Below are 12,924 nucleotides of genomic sequence, written 5' to 3'. Positions count from 1 at the left end.
GCCAGCGACATGCCGGCCCTCGATCAAGCTTTGATGATCCTTTCTGAAGTCGAGCGACGTCACTCCGCCGGTTCATCGAGCCGGTAGACCCGACCGCGCCCCTCGACCTTCTCACTGATCACATTGAGGCCCAGCTTCTTTTTCAGCGCCCCGGCAATGGCGCCCCGCACCGTATGGGGCTGCCAGCCAAATCCGTCGCAGATCTCGTCGATGCTGGCTCCCTCGGGGCGCTTCAGCATGGAAATCAGCATCTCCTGCTTGCTGCCGTCACGGCGGCGACGAGGGGAAGTGGGCGCCGCCGCCTCGATTATCTCGGTTTCGATCCCGAGCGCGGCATAGGCCGCCGGGGTGGCTCGAAGGGTCAGGGGAGTGCCGTCTTCGCCCTCCTGCCAAATCGGCGCCCCGCCCTCAGCGACAGTGGGTTCAATCAATCCCTTCTTGAGCAGGCTGCTGAGCACCGTGCTGACGGCGCCACCGGTCAGGGAGGTGGTGAGAGGCAGAACCAATCCGCCCTCGCGGGCGCAGGCGGCAGACAGGATAACGGCTTGAGTGTCGGAAAGCTGGGTCATGATGGTCTCCTTGGTTGGTGACCCATCCATCGCTCTCGGCGCCCACACCATCAACTCAATAACCAGATGATTTCATTGCGTATTTGGCAGGCTTTCGATCATGGGCTTATCGGTTCGCGCTTATGCGCGCCATCGCGGCGTGAGCCATGTGGCGGTGATGAAGGCCGCCCGTTCCGGCCGGATCCCGCAGGAAGCCGACGGCACCATTGACCCCATCAAGGCCGATGCGGCCTGGGATGCTCAGACCGATCCGGCCAAGCGGCCTCAGGCCCCAAGGCCCCCGACATCACCCGCCACCAAGAAGCTGGATACTGCACCGCCCAAGGTGAACGACACGCCGCCCGCGGCCAGTTTCACCCAGGCGCGCACCATGCACGAGGTGGCCAAGGCCCAGCGCGCCAGGATCCAGGTTGCCAAACTCAAAGATGAGGTGGTCGATCGCTCCAAGGCCCTGGCCCTGGTGTTCAAATTGGCCCGTCAGGAAAGGGATTCCTGGGTGACCTGGCCGGCGCGGGTGGCCGCACAGATGGCGGTGGAGGCGGGCATCGAGCCCCACACCATGCAGACGCTGTTGGAAGCCCATGTCCGAGCCCATCTCGCCGAACTCTCCGACATCCGGCCTGAATTCCGGTGACCTGATCAGCTTCGACGGGGCCGAGGAACTCCTGACCGCCTGGAGCGACGGCCTGCGGCCCGATCCGGCGATGACCGTTTCAGAATGGTCGGATCGGCACAGAATCTTGTCCAGCCGGGCCTCGGCGGAGCCTGGCCGCTATCGCACCAGTCGGACGCCCTACCTGCGCGAGATCATGGATTGCCTGTCGCCGTCCCATCCCTGTCGGCGAGTGGTGTTCATGAAGGGCGCCCAGGTGGGAGCCACCGAGGCCGGCAACAACTTCCTCGGCTTCATCATCCACCACGCCCCCGGCCCGGTCCTGGCGGTCCAGCCCACTGTGGAGATGGCCAAGCGCAACTCGCGCCAACGTATCGACACCCTGATCGACGAAAGCCCGGCGCTTCGCAATCTGGTCAAACCGGCCCGGTCGCGCGACGCCGGCAATACCATGCTGTCCAAGGATTTCCCCGGCGGCGTACTGGTGATGACCGGCGCCAACAGCGCGGTGGGCCTGCGCTCCATGCCGGCTCGCTACCTGTTCCTCGACGAGGTGGATGCCTATCCGGCTTCGGCCGATGAGGAAGGTGATCCGGTGGCGCTGGCCTGTGCCCGCATGGCCACCTTTGCCCACCGAGCCAAGGCATTTCTGGTATCGACCCCGACCATCAGGGGCCTGTCCCGGATCGAGCGGGAATACGAGACCAGCGACCAACGTCGCTTCTTCGTGCCATGCCCCCATTGTGAGGCCATGCAGTGGCTGAAGTTCGAACGGCTCAAATGGGAGAAAGGCCAACCGGCCAGCGTCCATTACCTCTGTGAGGACTGTGAGAAGCCGATCTTTGAACCCGCCAAGGCCACCATGCTGGCGGCCGGAGAATGGCGCAGCACCACCGAGGCTGCGGATCCCGGCACGGTCGGCTTCCACATCTCGGCGCTTTATTCGCCACCCGGCTGGCAATCCTGGGAAACCATCGCCCGCATGTGGGAGGCAGCCCAGGGGTCCGATGATGCACTCAGGGTGTTTCGCAACACCGTTCTGGGCGAAACCTGGGTCGAGACTGGCGAGGCTCCCGATTGGCAGCGTCTGTATGAGCGCCGCGAGACCTGGGCCAATGGCACCGTCCCCGCAGGCGGGCTGTTCCTGACTGCTGGTGCTGACGTCCAGAAGGACCGCATCGAGATCGATGTCTGGGCCTGGGGCCGTGGGCTGGAAAGCTGGCTGGTCGACCACATCGTCATCGACGGTGGCCCGGAGAAGGCCGAGACTTGGGCAAGTCTGGAATCCGTCCTGGCAAAGACCTGGAAGCACGCCAATGGGGCCGCCTTGCGCATCGCGCGGTTGGCCATCGACACCGGCTATGAAACCTCGGCGGTCTATACCTGGAGCCGCAAGATCGGCATCACCCAGGTCTCCGCCATCAAGGGAGCCGAAGGCTTCAATCGCTCAAGTCCGGTGTCGGGGCCAACCTTCGTGGACGCCACCGAGGGCGGCAAGAAAATCCGCCGCGGCGCCAGGCTGTGGACGGTGGCGGTGTCCACCTTCAAGTCCGAGACCTACCGCTTCCTTAGGCTGGAAAGGCCGACCGATGAGGACCTCGCCGAGGGAGTCCATTACCCGGCCGGAACGGTACATCTGCCATCGTGGGCGGATTCCGAGTGGTGCAAGCAATTCGTGGCCGAGCAGTTGGTGACGGTGAAGACCCGCCGCGGCTTCACCAAGCTCGAATGGCAAAAGATGCGCGAGCGCAATGAGGCGCTGGATTGCCGGGTCTATGCCCGCGCTGCCGCCTGGATCGTCGGTGCTGATCGCTGGCCGGATTCCAAATGGCTGGATCTGGAGGCCCAGATCGCCGCCGCGGCAGATAAGGACGCCATGGCCACTGATGAACCGGAAGCCGGACATATCCGGCGGGCCAATAGCCGCCCTCGGCGGGTGTTCCAATCCAGCTATATGGGTTAATTGATCGCCTTCTTGCGGCGGCCATTGCGATGGCTGGCTAACGGCCCACGGCGCCGGTCGGCAAACCAGGACAGGACCCGCCGGACATGGGCCTCGTTGATGTCTAGGGGGTCAAAGGACTTCCCGTACCATTCGATCATCCGGCGATGTTCCTCATGGGTGGGATTGAGCATCGCTTCGAGAAAGTCCATGAAGCCGGGAGCCCCTCCAACATCATCGGGGGGACACCGCCTGGCGCCATCGACGAATACGGGGTAGTCGATCTCGGCCTCGCCGTCTCGCACGCCTTCAATGACGATGTCGTGCTGCCAGTTGTCACCGAAATCGTAGGTGTAGAGGAACTGCCCCACACCGCGCTCGACCAGCGTCTTGAGGCGTATGCTTTTGGCGTTGTAGGTCTTGCGCTCGTACATGTCGTCGTCGGGATAGGGCTCGCTGTAAATCTTGTCCCCAACCCGGAAATCAAACAGGTGCTCGTCCTGCCAGCCCATGGCCACTTGGATGATGTCGTGCAGACCCATCAAGCTGGTCGATAAAGGGACATCCACCCGGCGCCAGATTTTGGGCTCGATGTCTTGAAGTTCGATCCGGATCCGGGCGATCGGTTCGATCATGTGGCGCCTCTTTGAATTCTTTCGTTGCCATACGGTATCCGGCGACCCGTGCCGGCATCAATCGCGCACATCAAATATTCTCTGAAATGCGCAGCCTTGCTGCTCGCGGGGATGATCCATGACCATCGACGAACTGAAAGCCGAGCGCGAACGGGTGCTGGCTCGGCGCAACGCGCTGGTCAGTAGGGTTACGGTTGGGGATCGCTCTGTCCATTACGACCTGACCCAGGCCGACAAGGTCCTCAACGACCTCGACCGTCGCATCGCCCAGGCCGAGAACCGAGCGCCTCGTCGCAGGGTGCTGACCGTCGCCAGCAAGGGGCTGTGACCATGCTGGGCAGCGTTCGTCGGAGGCTCGGTGCCTGGATCGGTGGCTCGTGGTTTGGCGGCGGGTTCGAGGCCGGCCAGGGCAATCGCCGCCTCAAGAGCTTTCAGGCAACCCGCGCCCATCTCAATACCCTGATCGCGGCGGCCGGGCCGGACATTACCGCGCGGGCCCGCTATCTGGTCCGCAACAACGGCTATGCCGCCAATGCCATCGAGAGCTGGGCCGGCAATGTGGTCGGCGCTGGCATCAAGCCGTCCTCGCTGATTGGAGATCCCAAGCAAAAAGCCGCCGTCCAGAAACTCTGGCTGGCCTGGACCGATGACAGTGACGCCGAGGGTCTGACAGACTTCTATGGCCAGCAGCGTCGGGCTGCCAGGGAGGTGTTTATCGCGGGCGAGGTGTTCTTCCGCTTTCGCCCCCGCCGACCTGAGGATGGGCTGGCGGTGCCGCTGCAGCTTCAGATGCTGCCGTCCGAAATGCTGCCGCTGAACCGCAACGAGGACCTGCCCGGCGGCAATGTCATCCGCCAGGGTATCGAGTTCGACGCCATCGGCCGGCGAGTGGCCTACTGGTTCCTGCGTCGTCACCCCGGCGATCTGACCGATCCCGGCATGGCCGGTGAACTGACCCGGGTGCCGGCGGAAGACATCATCCATGTGATCGATCCGGTCGACGCCGGCCAGTTGCGAGGCGTGTCGCGCTTCGCCCCGGCGATCGTGAAACTGTTCCTGCTTGATCAGTACGACGACGCTGAACTGGACCGCAAGAAGGTGGCGGCCATGTACGCGCTGTTCGTCACCACGCCGTCGCCGGGCGAGCCCTTCGATATCGCTGAGGACAATGGCTCTGGCGATCGGCTGATGGATGTCCAGCCCGGCCAAGTGGTCATGCTGGAACCGGGCGAGCAGATCCAGACCTCGGCACCGGCCGATGTGGGTGGCTCTTACGAGGCCTTCCAGTATCGAACCTTGCTGCAGATCTCGGCTGCGCTGGGTGTGCCCTACGCCTATTTGTCCAACGACATGCTGAAGGCCAACTACTCCAACTCGCGCCTCGCGTTGCTGGAATTCCGTCGCAGGATCGAAGCCTGGCAGCATGCTGTCATGGTTCACCAGCTATGCCGGGCCGTCTGGCAGCGGTGGATGGATATGGCCGTCATGTCGAGCGCCCTGGTCATTCCCGGCTACGAGAAGAGCCGAGCCATCGCTCAAGCCTGTTCCTGGCTGCCGCCCAAGTGGGATTGGGTTGATCCCATGAAGGACGCCCGGGCCGAGATTGAGCAGATCGACGCTGGCCTCAAGAGCCGCACTCAGGCCCTGGCCGAGCGCGGTTTCGACGCCGAACAGGTGGATGCAGAAATCGCTGCCGACAAGGCCCGAGAAAAGTCTCTGGGACTGGTGTTTGGCAGCCCGCCGCCCATGCCGGCTACCCAGGGTGAGAATCAGGCTGCTCTCGGATGAACCTGGCTATCGATTTCAGCGCCGATCTGGTCCCGCGCGGTCTCAAGATCAAACGTGGCCTGCATCCCAATCCAAAATTCTGCGGAGGTTCCAAAGTAACGGGCCAGCCGCAGAGCTGAGTCTGGGGTGATCCCACGACGACCATTGATGATGTCGCTGATCCGCATCTGCGGCACGCCGATTGCCTTGGCCAGGGCATACTGGCTCATGCCCAAGGGCTTCAGGAAATCCTCGCGCAGTACCTCGCCAGGATGGGTGGGGGCAAAGTCCGCCATGACGGTCTCCTCAATGGTAATCCACAATCTCGACATCGTAGGCATCGCCGTCACGCCATTCGAAACAGACCCGCCACTGGTCATTGATCCGAACGCTGTGCTGGCCTTGGCGGTCACCAGATAAGGCTTCCAACCGGTTGCCGGGCGGTGCCCTCAAATCACTCAGATCCCTGGCGTTGTGGATCTGCGTCAGCTTGCGGTTGGCGACCTTCAGGATGTCATTCGGCACGCCTTTGACGAACCGTCGCTGCCACGCGGCTTCAGCCGCCAGATTCTTGAACGACTTGATCATACCCAATGCTAACGAATGCCGTTAGCTAACGCAAGGCGATAGCACTCAAGATGACAGACCTTCCCCATGTGGCGGCCCGTCTCTACGGGACGCCACTGATGATCGCCCGCGCCAAATTGGACGTGATCCTGGGCGTATTGGCACCTCGGCTGGCCGGGCGCATGGCCTTTCCAATGGGCGATGAAGATCCAATCGAGGCACCCGATACCCAGGTGACCCCCGACGGCATTGCCATCATTCCGGTGATGGGCTCCTTGGTGAACCGATCCAGCTATCTGGGCGCGGCCAGCGGCCTCAGCTCGTATTCCGACATCGGTGAAGACATCGAGGCTGCGGCCACCGACCCCAATGTACGGGCCATTCTGCTGGACATCGATTCTCCTGGCGGCGAGGTCGGCGGCTTGTTCGATCTGGTCGACCAGATCCAGGTGATCCGCAGCCAATGCGGCAAGCCCATCTGGGCCGTGGCCGATGAGGCGGCTTTATCAGCGGCCTATGCCATCGGATGTGTCGCGGATCGCTTCTACGTCACCCAGACCGGTGAGGTTGGTTCCGTCGGCGTGGTCGCGGTCCATCTGGACGAATCCGGTGCCGATTCCCAGGCCGGACTGACCTGGAGCTTCATCCACGCCGGTGCCGCCAAAGTCGATGGCAATTCCCATCAGCCCCTGTCGGATACGGCTCGCGCCACGCTGCAGGCCGATGTCGATGCCCTCTACACTCGCTTCATCGACCTGGTGGCCAAGTGCCGTAAGAAGGCCCCCGACGCTATCCGCGCCACTGAGGCCAATGTCTATCGCGGTGATCAGGCGGTTGCCATGGGCCTGGCCGACAAGGTCGGCACCCTGCGTGTCGCATTGGCCGATCTCGGAGCCACCCTGGCCCGCAACTCCACCCGTTTCCCCGTCTTGTCCAAGTCCAAGGAGTTCATCATGTCCGAGCAAACGGGGGACATCCCCGTCATAGCTGCAGCACAGCAGCCCGTCGCCGAGCCCACAGCTGACATCGAGCAGCGCCTGCGCGCCGAATATTCCGAGATCAGCACCATCGCCGCCCAAGCGGCCCGCCTGGGTGTGACCATCGACGCCACGGACGCCCTGGCCAAGGGCATCAAGCCCGAGGCGCTTCGCCGATCGGTGCTGGAACAACTGGCTGCCCGCGCGGATGCCGCCGATGTGGTGGTGGCGGCATCTGTTCCTGCGGCCAAGCCTGTCACTGAGAGCCCCATCGTCCGGCGCGCCCGTGAAGCCGCCTCCCGTCACGGAGAATGACCATGCCTGTTCTGACCATGCAGCCCACCTTGGGCGACCTGCTCAAGCTGGAGTTCGATGCCAGCTATTGCCGAGAGGTCGTCACCTTGAAGGGGGGCAGCCACTATGCCCTCGGCTCCGTCCTCGGACGCATCACCGCCAACGGCCATTACTGCCTGTCGCCGGCCGCCCAGGTGGTCGGTGATGAAGGGGCCGAGATTGCCAGTGCTGTGCTGCTGGAGCCGATCGATGCGTCGGGTGGCGACACGCTGGCCGTGGTCGCTGTCCGTGGTCCGGTGATCCTGTCCCAGGCCGCGCTGGTGTTCGACGCTTCCGTCGACCTTCCGGCGGAACGGACCGCCAAATTCTCTCAACTCGCCACCGCAGGCCTCGTCGCCCGCGTCACTGCCTGACCCCAGGAGATACCATGGTCGAAATTATCAATCCCTTCGACGGGGGCGGCTACTCGCTGGCCGAGATGACCCAGGCGATCAATATCCTGCCCAACCTTTACACCCGGTTGGGCCAGATGGGCCTGTTCCGCTTCGAGGGCGTCACCCAGCGCTCGGTGATCATCGAGCAGGCTGAAGGCGTCCTCAACCTGCTGCCCACCGTTCCCCTGGGCGGTCCGGCCACCGTCGCCAATCGTGACGCCCGGAGCATGCGGTCCTTCACGGTGCCGTGGATCCCGCACGACGATTCCATCACGCCCCAGGATGTGCAGGGTGTGCGAGGCTTTGGCGTCGCCGATGCCGCCGATCCCCTGGCCACCGTCATGGAACGCAAGCTGACCCGCATGCGCACCAAGCATGCTCAGACCCGCGAGTTCATGGAGATCAACGCGCTTCGCGGCATCGTCCGCGATGGCTCGGGTTCCACCCTCTACGACTACTTCGCCGAATTCGGCCTGGTCCGTCAGCAGGTGGACTTCGCGCTCGGCACAGCCGCCACCAATGTGCAGGCCAAGATCCGTGAGGTGCTGCGCCTTGTGGAGGTGGAACTCAAGGGCGAGACCATGACTTCGGTCACCGCGCTGGTCAGCCCCGCCTTCTTTGACAAGCTGATCAGCCATCCCAAGGTGGAATCGGCCTATCAGTACTTCTCTTCCACCGGCGCCCAGCCGCTTCGGGAAGACGTGCGTCGCCGCTTTCCCTTCGCCGGCATGGTGTTCGAGGAATACAACGCCACCGTCACCCTGGCCACCGGCTCGAACGAGACCCTGGTTCCGGCTGGCGAGGGCATTGCGTTTCCCCTGGGCACCACCGACACCTTCGTCACCTATGGCGCTCCGGCCAACCTGATCGAGACGGTCAACACCATGGGCCTGCCCATGTATGCCCGTCAGCTTGCCCGACAGGACGGCAGTGCCATCGACGTGAAGACCGAGGCCTCGATCCTGCCCGTCAACAAGCGCCCGCGCCTGGCGGTCCGCATCTTCTCGGGCAATTGAGGTGAGCGCCTTTTCCGACGCGGTTGACGACCTGTTTGCCGATCCCAATCTCGCCGTCACCGTGCTCTACCAGCCGGTGGTCGGCGAGGGCGGATTGGTCAAGGCCATGGTTCGTCGGCCCGACCAGGATGTCCAGTTTGGCGATATTGCCATTCATGCCTCGATAGCCCTGTTCGAGATCCGGGTTGGCGAGGTCTCCAATCCCCAGGCGGGGGATAGCATCACCCTGGGCAATGAGGTCTTCCTCGTCCAGGGCGAGCCGTCCCGGGATGCCGAGCAGTTGATCTGGCGGATCGACACCCGGCCAGGGCCATGAAGCTGTCGGCAAAGATCGATGGCGATCTCCGCCGCATCCTCGCCGACGAACTGACCCAGGCTGAAACCGCCGTCACTGACGGCATGCGGGACGCCACCGAGGGCCTCAAGGCGGAACTGCGCCAGCAGGTCGTCGGCGCCGGGCTTGGTCCCAAACTAGCCAATACCTGGCGGTCGGAGGTCTATCCCAAGAATGGAACCAGCCTCCACGCGGCGGGCTATGTCTTCAGCAAGGCCCCCGACATCGTGTCGGTCTTCGAAGACGGTGCCGTCATTCGATCGCAGAAAGGTTTCTGGCTGGCCATTCCCACACCGGCCGCAGGCAAAGGCGCTGGCGGCAAACGCATGGATCCTGGCATGTGGGAGCGGATGCGGGGCCAGCGGCTTCGCTTCATCTATCGCAGTTCCGGCGTGTCCCTGCTGGTGGCCGACAACATGCGTGCCCGCAAAGGCAAACGAGGCGGCTTTGCTAAAGGCAGCGACAGCGCCATCAGGAGCGGCAACGGCTTAGCCTCGGTGGTGATGTTCATCCTGGTGCCGCAGGTCAGTTTGAGAAAACGCCTCGACGTGGCGGCAGCCGCGCAGAAATGGATCGAAGCCGTGCCTGATCTAATCGTCAGGAACTGGCGTTAAGCCCCCTATTCGCAGAACGCTTTGGTATCGAACGCAAACGTAGCCCTTTGCAGAACATCGTCTCGTTGCCATAGCACCCGTTCTCGGCTGACCGAGAGCCACCAAGTTTGTGCGTCCCGTGGTTGAGGTTCGGCAAAGGCCATCGGTGTCAAAATCGCCCCACATCCCCCTCGGTTGGGGGCGCGGACCGACTCGTAGCGAATGGCACCGATATTGGCTTCACGAGCGGATCGAGCGAGGTCCTGTGTGGCAGCGTAGCTTTTCGGATCGATCCATAGCGCACGACTTTCCGTGAAGGGAGGTGAGCGTAGATCGACGGTGAGAGTATCAACCTCCACCTTGAACACAGTCTGCGGCTTGGGATCCAGAGCCGTCAGCGACGGACTTTCCATGAGGAACTGCCACCGCCAAAACCCGAGTTCCGCACACGCCGTTTCAATCTCGTCTGCACCGTAGAAAACGCCAGGATCCAGCGGCCCGCGAAAACGGGATCCGGTTGGTGGCGGTGGATACCGGAAGGGCGTGAACAACAGCCAGTGCAAACCGTTAGCGCTAGCAGGCACTGGCGGCTTTGATCCTTCCAGCAACTGCTCCAGCAGCGCCTGTTCTTCCAGGCTGTCGACCAGCACCATGGTCGACACGGCGTGCTGTCCTTCGACGGCTCGCCATAGGCTGAAACGAATTGCCGCCGCTTCAGATGCGACCGCGGTAGGCGTCCAGATAGTGGATGACACGGATCAGTCCTTCAGAGGTTCGGACAAGCTCGGCCGGGCGACCATTTAGAGCAAGATTCTCTCCCTCCAACCACTGCTTGGCCTGCTCATCATGTCCCAGAATCGCATCAAGCGACCGGAACATTCGGACGAACAGAAGCGAATGCTCCCATTCCTTCTTGCGGGAAGGATCAAGGACATATCCCCCCGCATGGAGGCGGGACGCGGTGGCGGTGCTGATGCCAATGATGTCGGCCAGCGCCGCCTGATTAAAGTGGAGCAGCCCAGCCGCTCGCACGACCGCCTTCGATAGCGTCTGACCGGCATCGGAAGCCGATGCCATTTGAGTGCGCGCCACGGCGACCTCCTTTGTTTCCACGGAAACAGTGCGCCTCATAATTTTCTGAGGCAACGGAAATATGTGGTTGGGTTTGCAGATTTTCGAGAAGCCATATGATGCCCACTGTCCGCGAGCAAATCCTCCAGGCCCTCCTTGCCCGGCTGGAAACCGTCCCCACCGCCACGGCGAAGCGCGAAGCGCCGTTGCCCGAGACGGTCCCTGCGGGTGGCCTGATCATCCTGCGCGACGGCGATCCCGGCGAGCCGGAAATGCTGGTGTCGCCTCCGACTTATCTCTGGCAGCACAAGGCGGAAATCGAAGTGATCGTGGGCCGTGGGGCTGGCGATGCCAACTCCGCCCTCGACGACCTGCTCATGGTCGTGGGCCAAGCCTTGGAGGCTGACCGATCCTTGGGCGGCCTCGCCGACTGGCTGGATTGGGGAGCGCCCAAGACCCATGACCTCGCCATCGATGGCGCAGCCAGCCTGAAAGGCGCTGTGGTCCCGGTCACCATCCACTACGCCAGCGCCAATCCGCTGGGCTGATCGCCCTCCAACGAAGGACTTCATCATGGCAAAGACGCGGGCCTATGGCTCCGATTGCATCCTGCTGGCTGCGTTTGAAGCCACTTACGGCAGCCTGCCAGCCAATGGCTACACCCGGCTCAGCTTCAAGGACTCCACCTTGGGAGCCGAGCGCCCCTTGGGCTACGACCCGCTGCTGGGCCAGGGGCGTGATGCCCAGGATCCGTTCTACGAGGCGGTTAAGGACGAGGGCGACATTGGTGTACCGCTGGATTTACGTGGGCTGGGGTTCTGGTTGAAGGGTCTGTTCGGGGCTCCCGTCACCACCGATCACCATGATGGCAGTTTCAGCCATACCTTCACCTCCGGCGGCGACCTACCCAGCTTGGGCCTGGAAATCGGCCATGCCCGACTGGCGACCGCAAAGTTCTTCCGCCATAGCGGTGCCAAACTTGACAAGCTGGCGTTCAGCATGGCCCGGTCGGGAGCGGCCAATGCCACTGTGTCCCTGGTCGCCCAGGGCGAAACCCAGGCGAGCCAAACCATTGATGTGGCGCCAGCCTCCCTGGCGCTCAAGCGGTTCAGCCAGGGCAGCGGCACTATCAAAGTGGGCAGCACCCAACTGGCCAACGTGGTCGGTGGCAAATTGACCTATGCCAACAACCTCGAGCGGGTCGAGACCATCCGCTCCGACGGCATGATCGACGGCGTCGATGAAACCGAGGCCACCGCCGAAGGCTCCATCGATGTCCGCTTCTCCACCGACACCACCCTGACGGCAGCCATCGCGGCGGAGAGCCCGGTGGACCTGGAATACGGCTTCACCATCCCCGGCGCCGAGGGCTATGCCCTGAGCTTCCACCTGCCGCGCGTCTTCCTGCCCCGCAAGAAGCAGGAGGTCAAAGGCCCCGGGTGCATCCAAGCGACCTATGACTGGCGAGCTGCCCACGATCCGACAGCGGGCTATCTGCTTCAGGTCAAATTGACCAACGACATCGCCAGCTATTGAGGGCAGCCATGATCCGTCTCGATCTCACAGATGATCCCCGGTGGCTGGACCTCGGACGCGATGTCCGTGTGCAGGTCCGTCCCCTCACCACGCCGGTCTACAACCTGATCCAGGCCCGAGCCTTGGAACTGATGGGGCAATTGGAGGATGACGGTGAACTGCCGTTGGATGGCGCCAACCAGACTGTCCGGGAAGCGCTCTATCGGGCACTGATCACCAAGGGGTTGGCGCTTTACGCGATCCTGGCCTGGGAGGGGATCGGGGATGCCGATGGCCTGGTTCCGGTAACGCCGGCCACCATCGAAGCCCTCATAGACGGCCAACCGGTTCTGGCCCAAGTATTCCACCACGCCTATCTCGAACCCCTGACCATGGTGGATGCGGAAAAAAACGCCTCCGCTCCCGCGCCCGGTGGCTCTGGGGCGGCGGGAGAGACTATTGCCGCCGATGCCGCGACGACGGTTCGCCTTGCGCCCGTGGCCGCAAAAACGCCGAAGGCAAACGCTGCCCCACCGTCGAACACGCTCCTCTGACCATTGAGGGCTGGCAGGCCTGGGATCTGCTGGAACGCTCCGC

Annotated in this window: 18 protein-coding genes; 12 read left to right on the top strand and 6 right to left on the bottom strand. The window is 63.1% G+C overall.

Going from position 1 to position 12,924, the window contains the following annotated elements:
* Nucleotides 1-59 precede the first annotated feature (59 nt).
* Nucleotides 60-569, bottom strand: a complete 510-nt coding sequence (locus CCC_RS19575; RefSeq protein WP_041042765.1) for a DUF3489 domain-containing protein — start codon at nt 567-569, stop codon at nt 60-62.
* A 100-nt stretch (nt 570-669) separates the two neighbouring features.
* Between CCC_RS19575 and CCC_RS19570 the strand changes: the two genes are divergently transcribed.
* Entirely contained in the window at nt 670-1,203 is a 534-nt protein-coding gene (locus CCC_RS19570) for a hypothetical protein (RefSeq protein WP_009870323.1), read from the top strand.
* On the top strand, nt 1,151-3,145 hold the full coding sequence (locus tag CCC_RS19565; protein ID WP_009870322.1) for a phage terminase large subunit family protein: 1,995 nt from the start codon (nt 1,151-1,153) through the stop codon (nt 3,143-3,145). The genes CCC_RS19570 and CCC_RS19565 overlap by 53 nt, the downstream gene beginning before the upstream one ends.
* On the opposite strand, the gene CCC_RS19560 is transcribed toward CCC_RS19565, so the two are convergent.
* Entirely contained in the window at nt 3,142-3,759 is a 618-nt protein-coding gene (locus tag CCC_RS19560) for a plasmid pRiA4b ORF-3 family protein (protein ID WP_009870321.1), read from the bottom strand. The genes CCC_RS19565 and CCC_RS19560 overlap by 4 nt on opposite strands.
* Before the next feature lie 118 nt (nt 3,760-3,877).
* Here CCC_RS19560 and CCC_RS19555 point away from each other — a divergent pair, with 118 nt between their 5' ends.
* Together CCC_RS19555 and CCC_RS19550 are read left to right on the top strand one after the other, a co-directional pair.
* Nucleotides 3,878-4,087: a hypothetical protein gene (locus CCC_RS19555; RefSeq protein ID WP_009870320.1), complete on the top strand. Its 210-nt coding sequence runs from the start codon at nt 3,878-3,880 to the stop codon at nt 4,085-4,087.
* Between the two features lie 2 nt (nt 4,088-4,089).
* Complete coding sequence (locus tag CCC_RS19550; protein ID WP_041042763.1) at nt 4,090-5,547, top strand: phage portal protein; 1,458 nt, start codon at nt 4,090-4,092, stop codon at nt 5,545-5,547.
* Here the strand turns inward: CCC_RS19550 and CCC_RS19545 are convergent.
* Both CCC_RS19545 and CCC_RS19540 read right to left on the bottom strand, forming a co-directional pair.
* A complete protein-coding gene (locus CCC_RS19545) occupies nt 5,529-5,822 on the bottom strand; it encodes a HigA family addiction module antitoxin (protein ID WP_041042761.1) in 294 nt (97 codons plus the stop codon). The genes CCC_RS19550 and CCC_RS19545 overlap by 19 nt on opposite strands.
* A gap of 10 nt (nt 5,823-5,832) precedes the next feature.
* Nucleotides 5,833-6,114, bottom strand: coding sequence for a type II toxin-antitoxin system RelE/ParE family toxin (locus CCC_RS19540; RefSeq protein WP_009870318.1), 282 nt, complete (start codon nt 6,112-6,114; stop codon nt 5,833-5,835).
* 50 nt (nt 6,115-6,164) lie between these two features.
* Between CCC_RS19540 and CCC_RS19535 the strand changes: the two genes are divergently transcribed.
* From CCC_RS19535 to CCC_RS19515, 5 genes are read left to right on the top strand one after another with little or no spacing between them, the layout of a single operon-like run.
* Entirely contained in the window at nt 6,165-7,385 is a 1,221-nt protein-coding gene (locus CCC_RS19535) for a S49 family peptidase (RefSeq protein WP_041042759.1), read from the top strand.
* Nucleotides 7,386-7,387: 2 nt separating this feature from the next.
* Nucleotides 7,388-7,777: a head decoration protein gene (locus CCC_RS19530; protein WP_041042819.1), complete on the top strand. Its 390-nt coding sequence runs from the start codon at nt 7,388-7,390 to the stop codon at nt 7,775-7,777.
* Nucleotides 7,778-7,791: 14 nt separating this feature from the next.
* Nucleotides 7,792-8,814 carry a major capsid protein gene (locus tag CCC_RS19525; protein WP_009870315.1) on the top strand — a complete coding sequence of 341 codons (1,023 nt, stop codon included), beginning with the start codon at nt 7,792-7,794 and terminating at the stop codon, nt 8,812-8,814.
* Nucleotide 8,815: 1 nt separating this feature from the next.
* On the top strand, nt 8,816-9,130 hold the full coding sequence (locus CCC_RS19520) for a head-tail joining protein (RefSeq protein WP_009870314.1): 315 nt from the start codon (nt 8,816-8,818) through the stop codon (nt 9,128-9,130).
* Nucleotides 9,127-9,762, top strand: coding sequence for a DUF6441 family protein (locus tag CCC_RS19515; RefSeq protein ID WP_009870313.1), 636 nt, complete (start codon nt 9,127-9,129; stop codon nt 9,760-9,762). Before CCC_RS19520 ends, CCC_RS19515 begins: the two co-directional genes overlap by 4 nt.
* 5 nt (nt 9,763-9,767) lie before the next feature.
* Here the strand turns inward: CCC_RS19515 and CCC_RS19510 are convergent, their stop codons facing one another.
* Complete coding sequence (locus tag CCC_RS19510; RefSeq protein WP_041042817.1) at nt 9,768-10,394, bottom strand: RES family NAD+ phosphorylase; 627 nt, start codon at nt 10,392-10,394, stop codon at nt 9,768-9,770.
* Between the two features lie 61 nt (nt 10,395-10,455).
* Complete coding sequence (locus CCC_RS19505) at nt 10,456-10,833, bottom strand: MbcA/ParS/Xre antitoxin family protein (RefSeq protein ID WP_201773320.1); 378 nt, start codon at nt 10,831-10,833, stop codon at nt 10,456-10,458.
* A 95-nt stretch (nt 10,834-10,928) separates the two neighbouring features.
* Here CCC_RS19505 and CCC_RS19500 point away from each other — a divergent pair, with 95 nt between their 5' ends.
* The 3 genes from CCC_RS19500 to CCC_RS19490 are packed head-to-tail and all read left to right on the top strand — an operon-like array spanning nt 10,929 to nt 12,881.
* The gene (locus CCC_RS19500) at nt 10,929-11,360 is read left to right on the top strand and encodes a hypothetical protein (RefSeq protein ID WP_009870311.1); all 432 of its coding nucleotides are present in this window, start codon (nt 10,929-10,931) and stop codon (nt 11,358-11,360) included.
* Between the two features lie 25 nt (nt 11,361-11,385).
* Nucleotides 11,386-12,348 carry a phage tail tube protein gene (locus CCC_RS19495; RefSeq protein ID WP_009870310.1) on the top strand — a complete coding sequence of 321 codons (963 nt, stop codon included), beginning with the start codon at nt 11,386-11,388 and terminating at the stop codon, nt 12,346-12,348.
* Between the two features lie 8 nt (nt 12,349-12,356).
* Nucleotides 12,357-12,881 (top strand): hypothetical protein, encoded by a 525-nt coding sequence (locus CCC_RS19490; protein ID WP_009870309.1) that lies wholly within the window; start codon nt 12,357-12,359, stop codon nt 12,879-12,881.
* Nucleotides 12,882-12,924 lie beyond the last annotated feature (43 nt).

Source organism: Paramagnetospirillum magnetotacticum MS-1 (genome assembly GCF_000829825.1).
Lineage (GTDB): Bacteria > Pseudomonadota > Alphaproteobacteria > Rhodospirillales > Magnetospirillaceae > Phaeospirillum > Phaeospirillum magnetotacticum.
The sequence above is the reverse complement of the archived record's forward strand: the minus strand, read 5'-3'. Positions and strand labels throughout refer to the sequence as shown.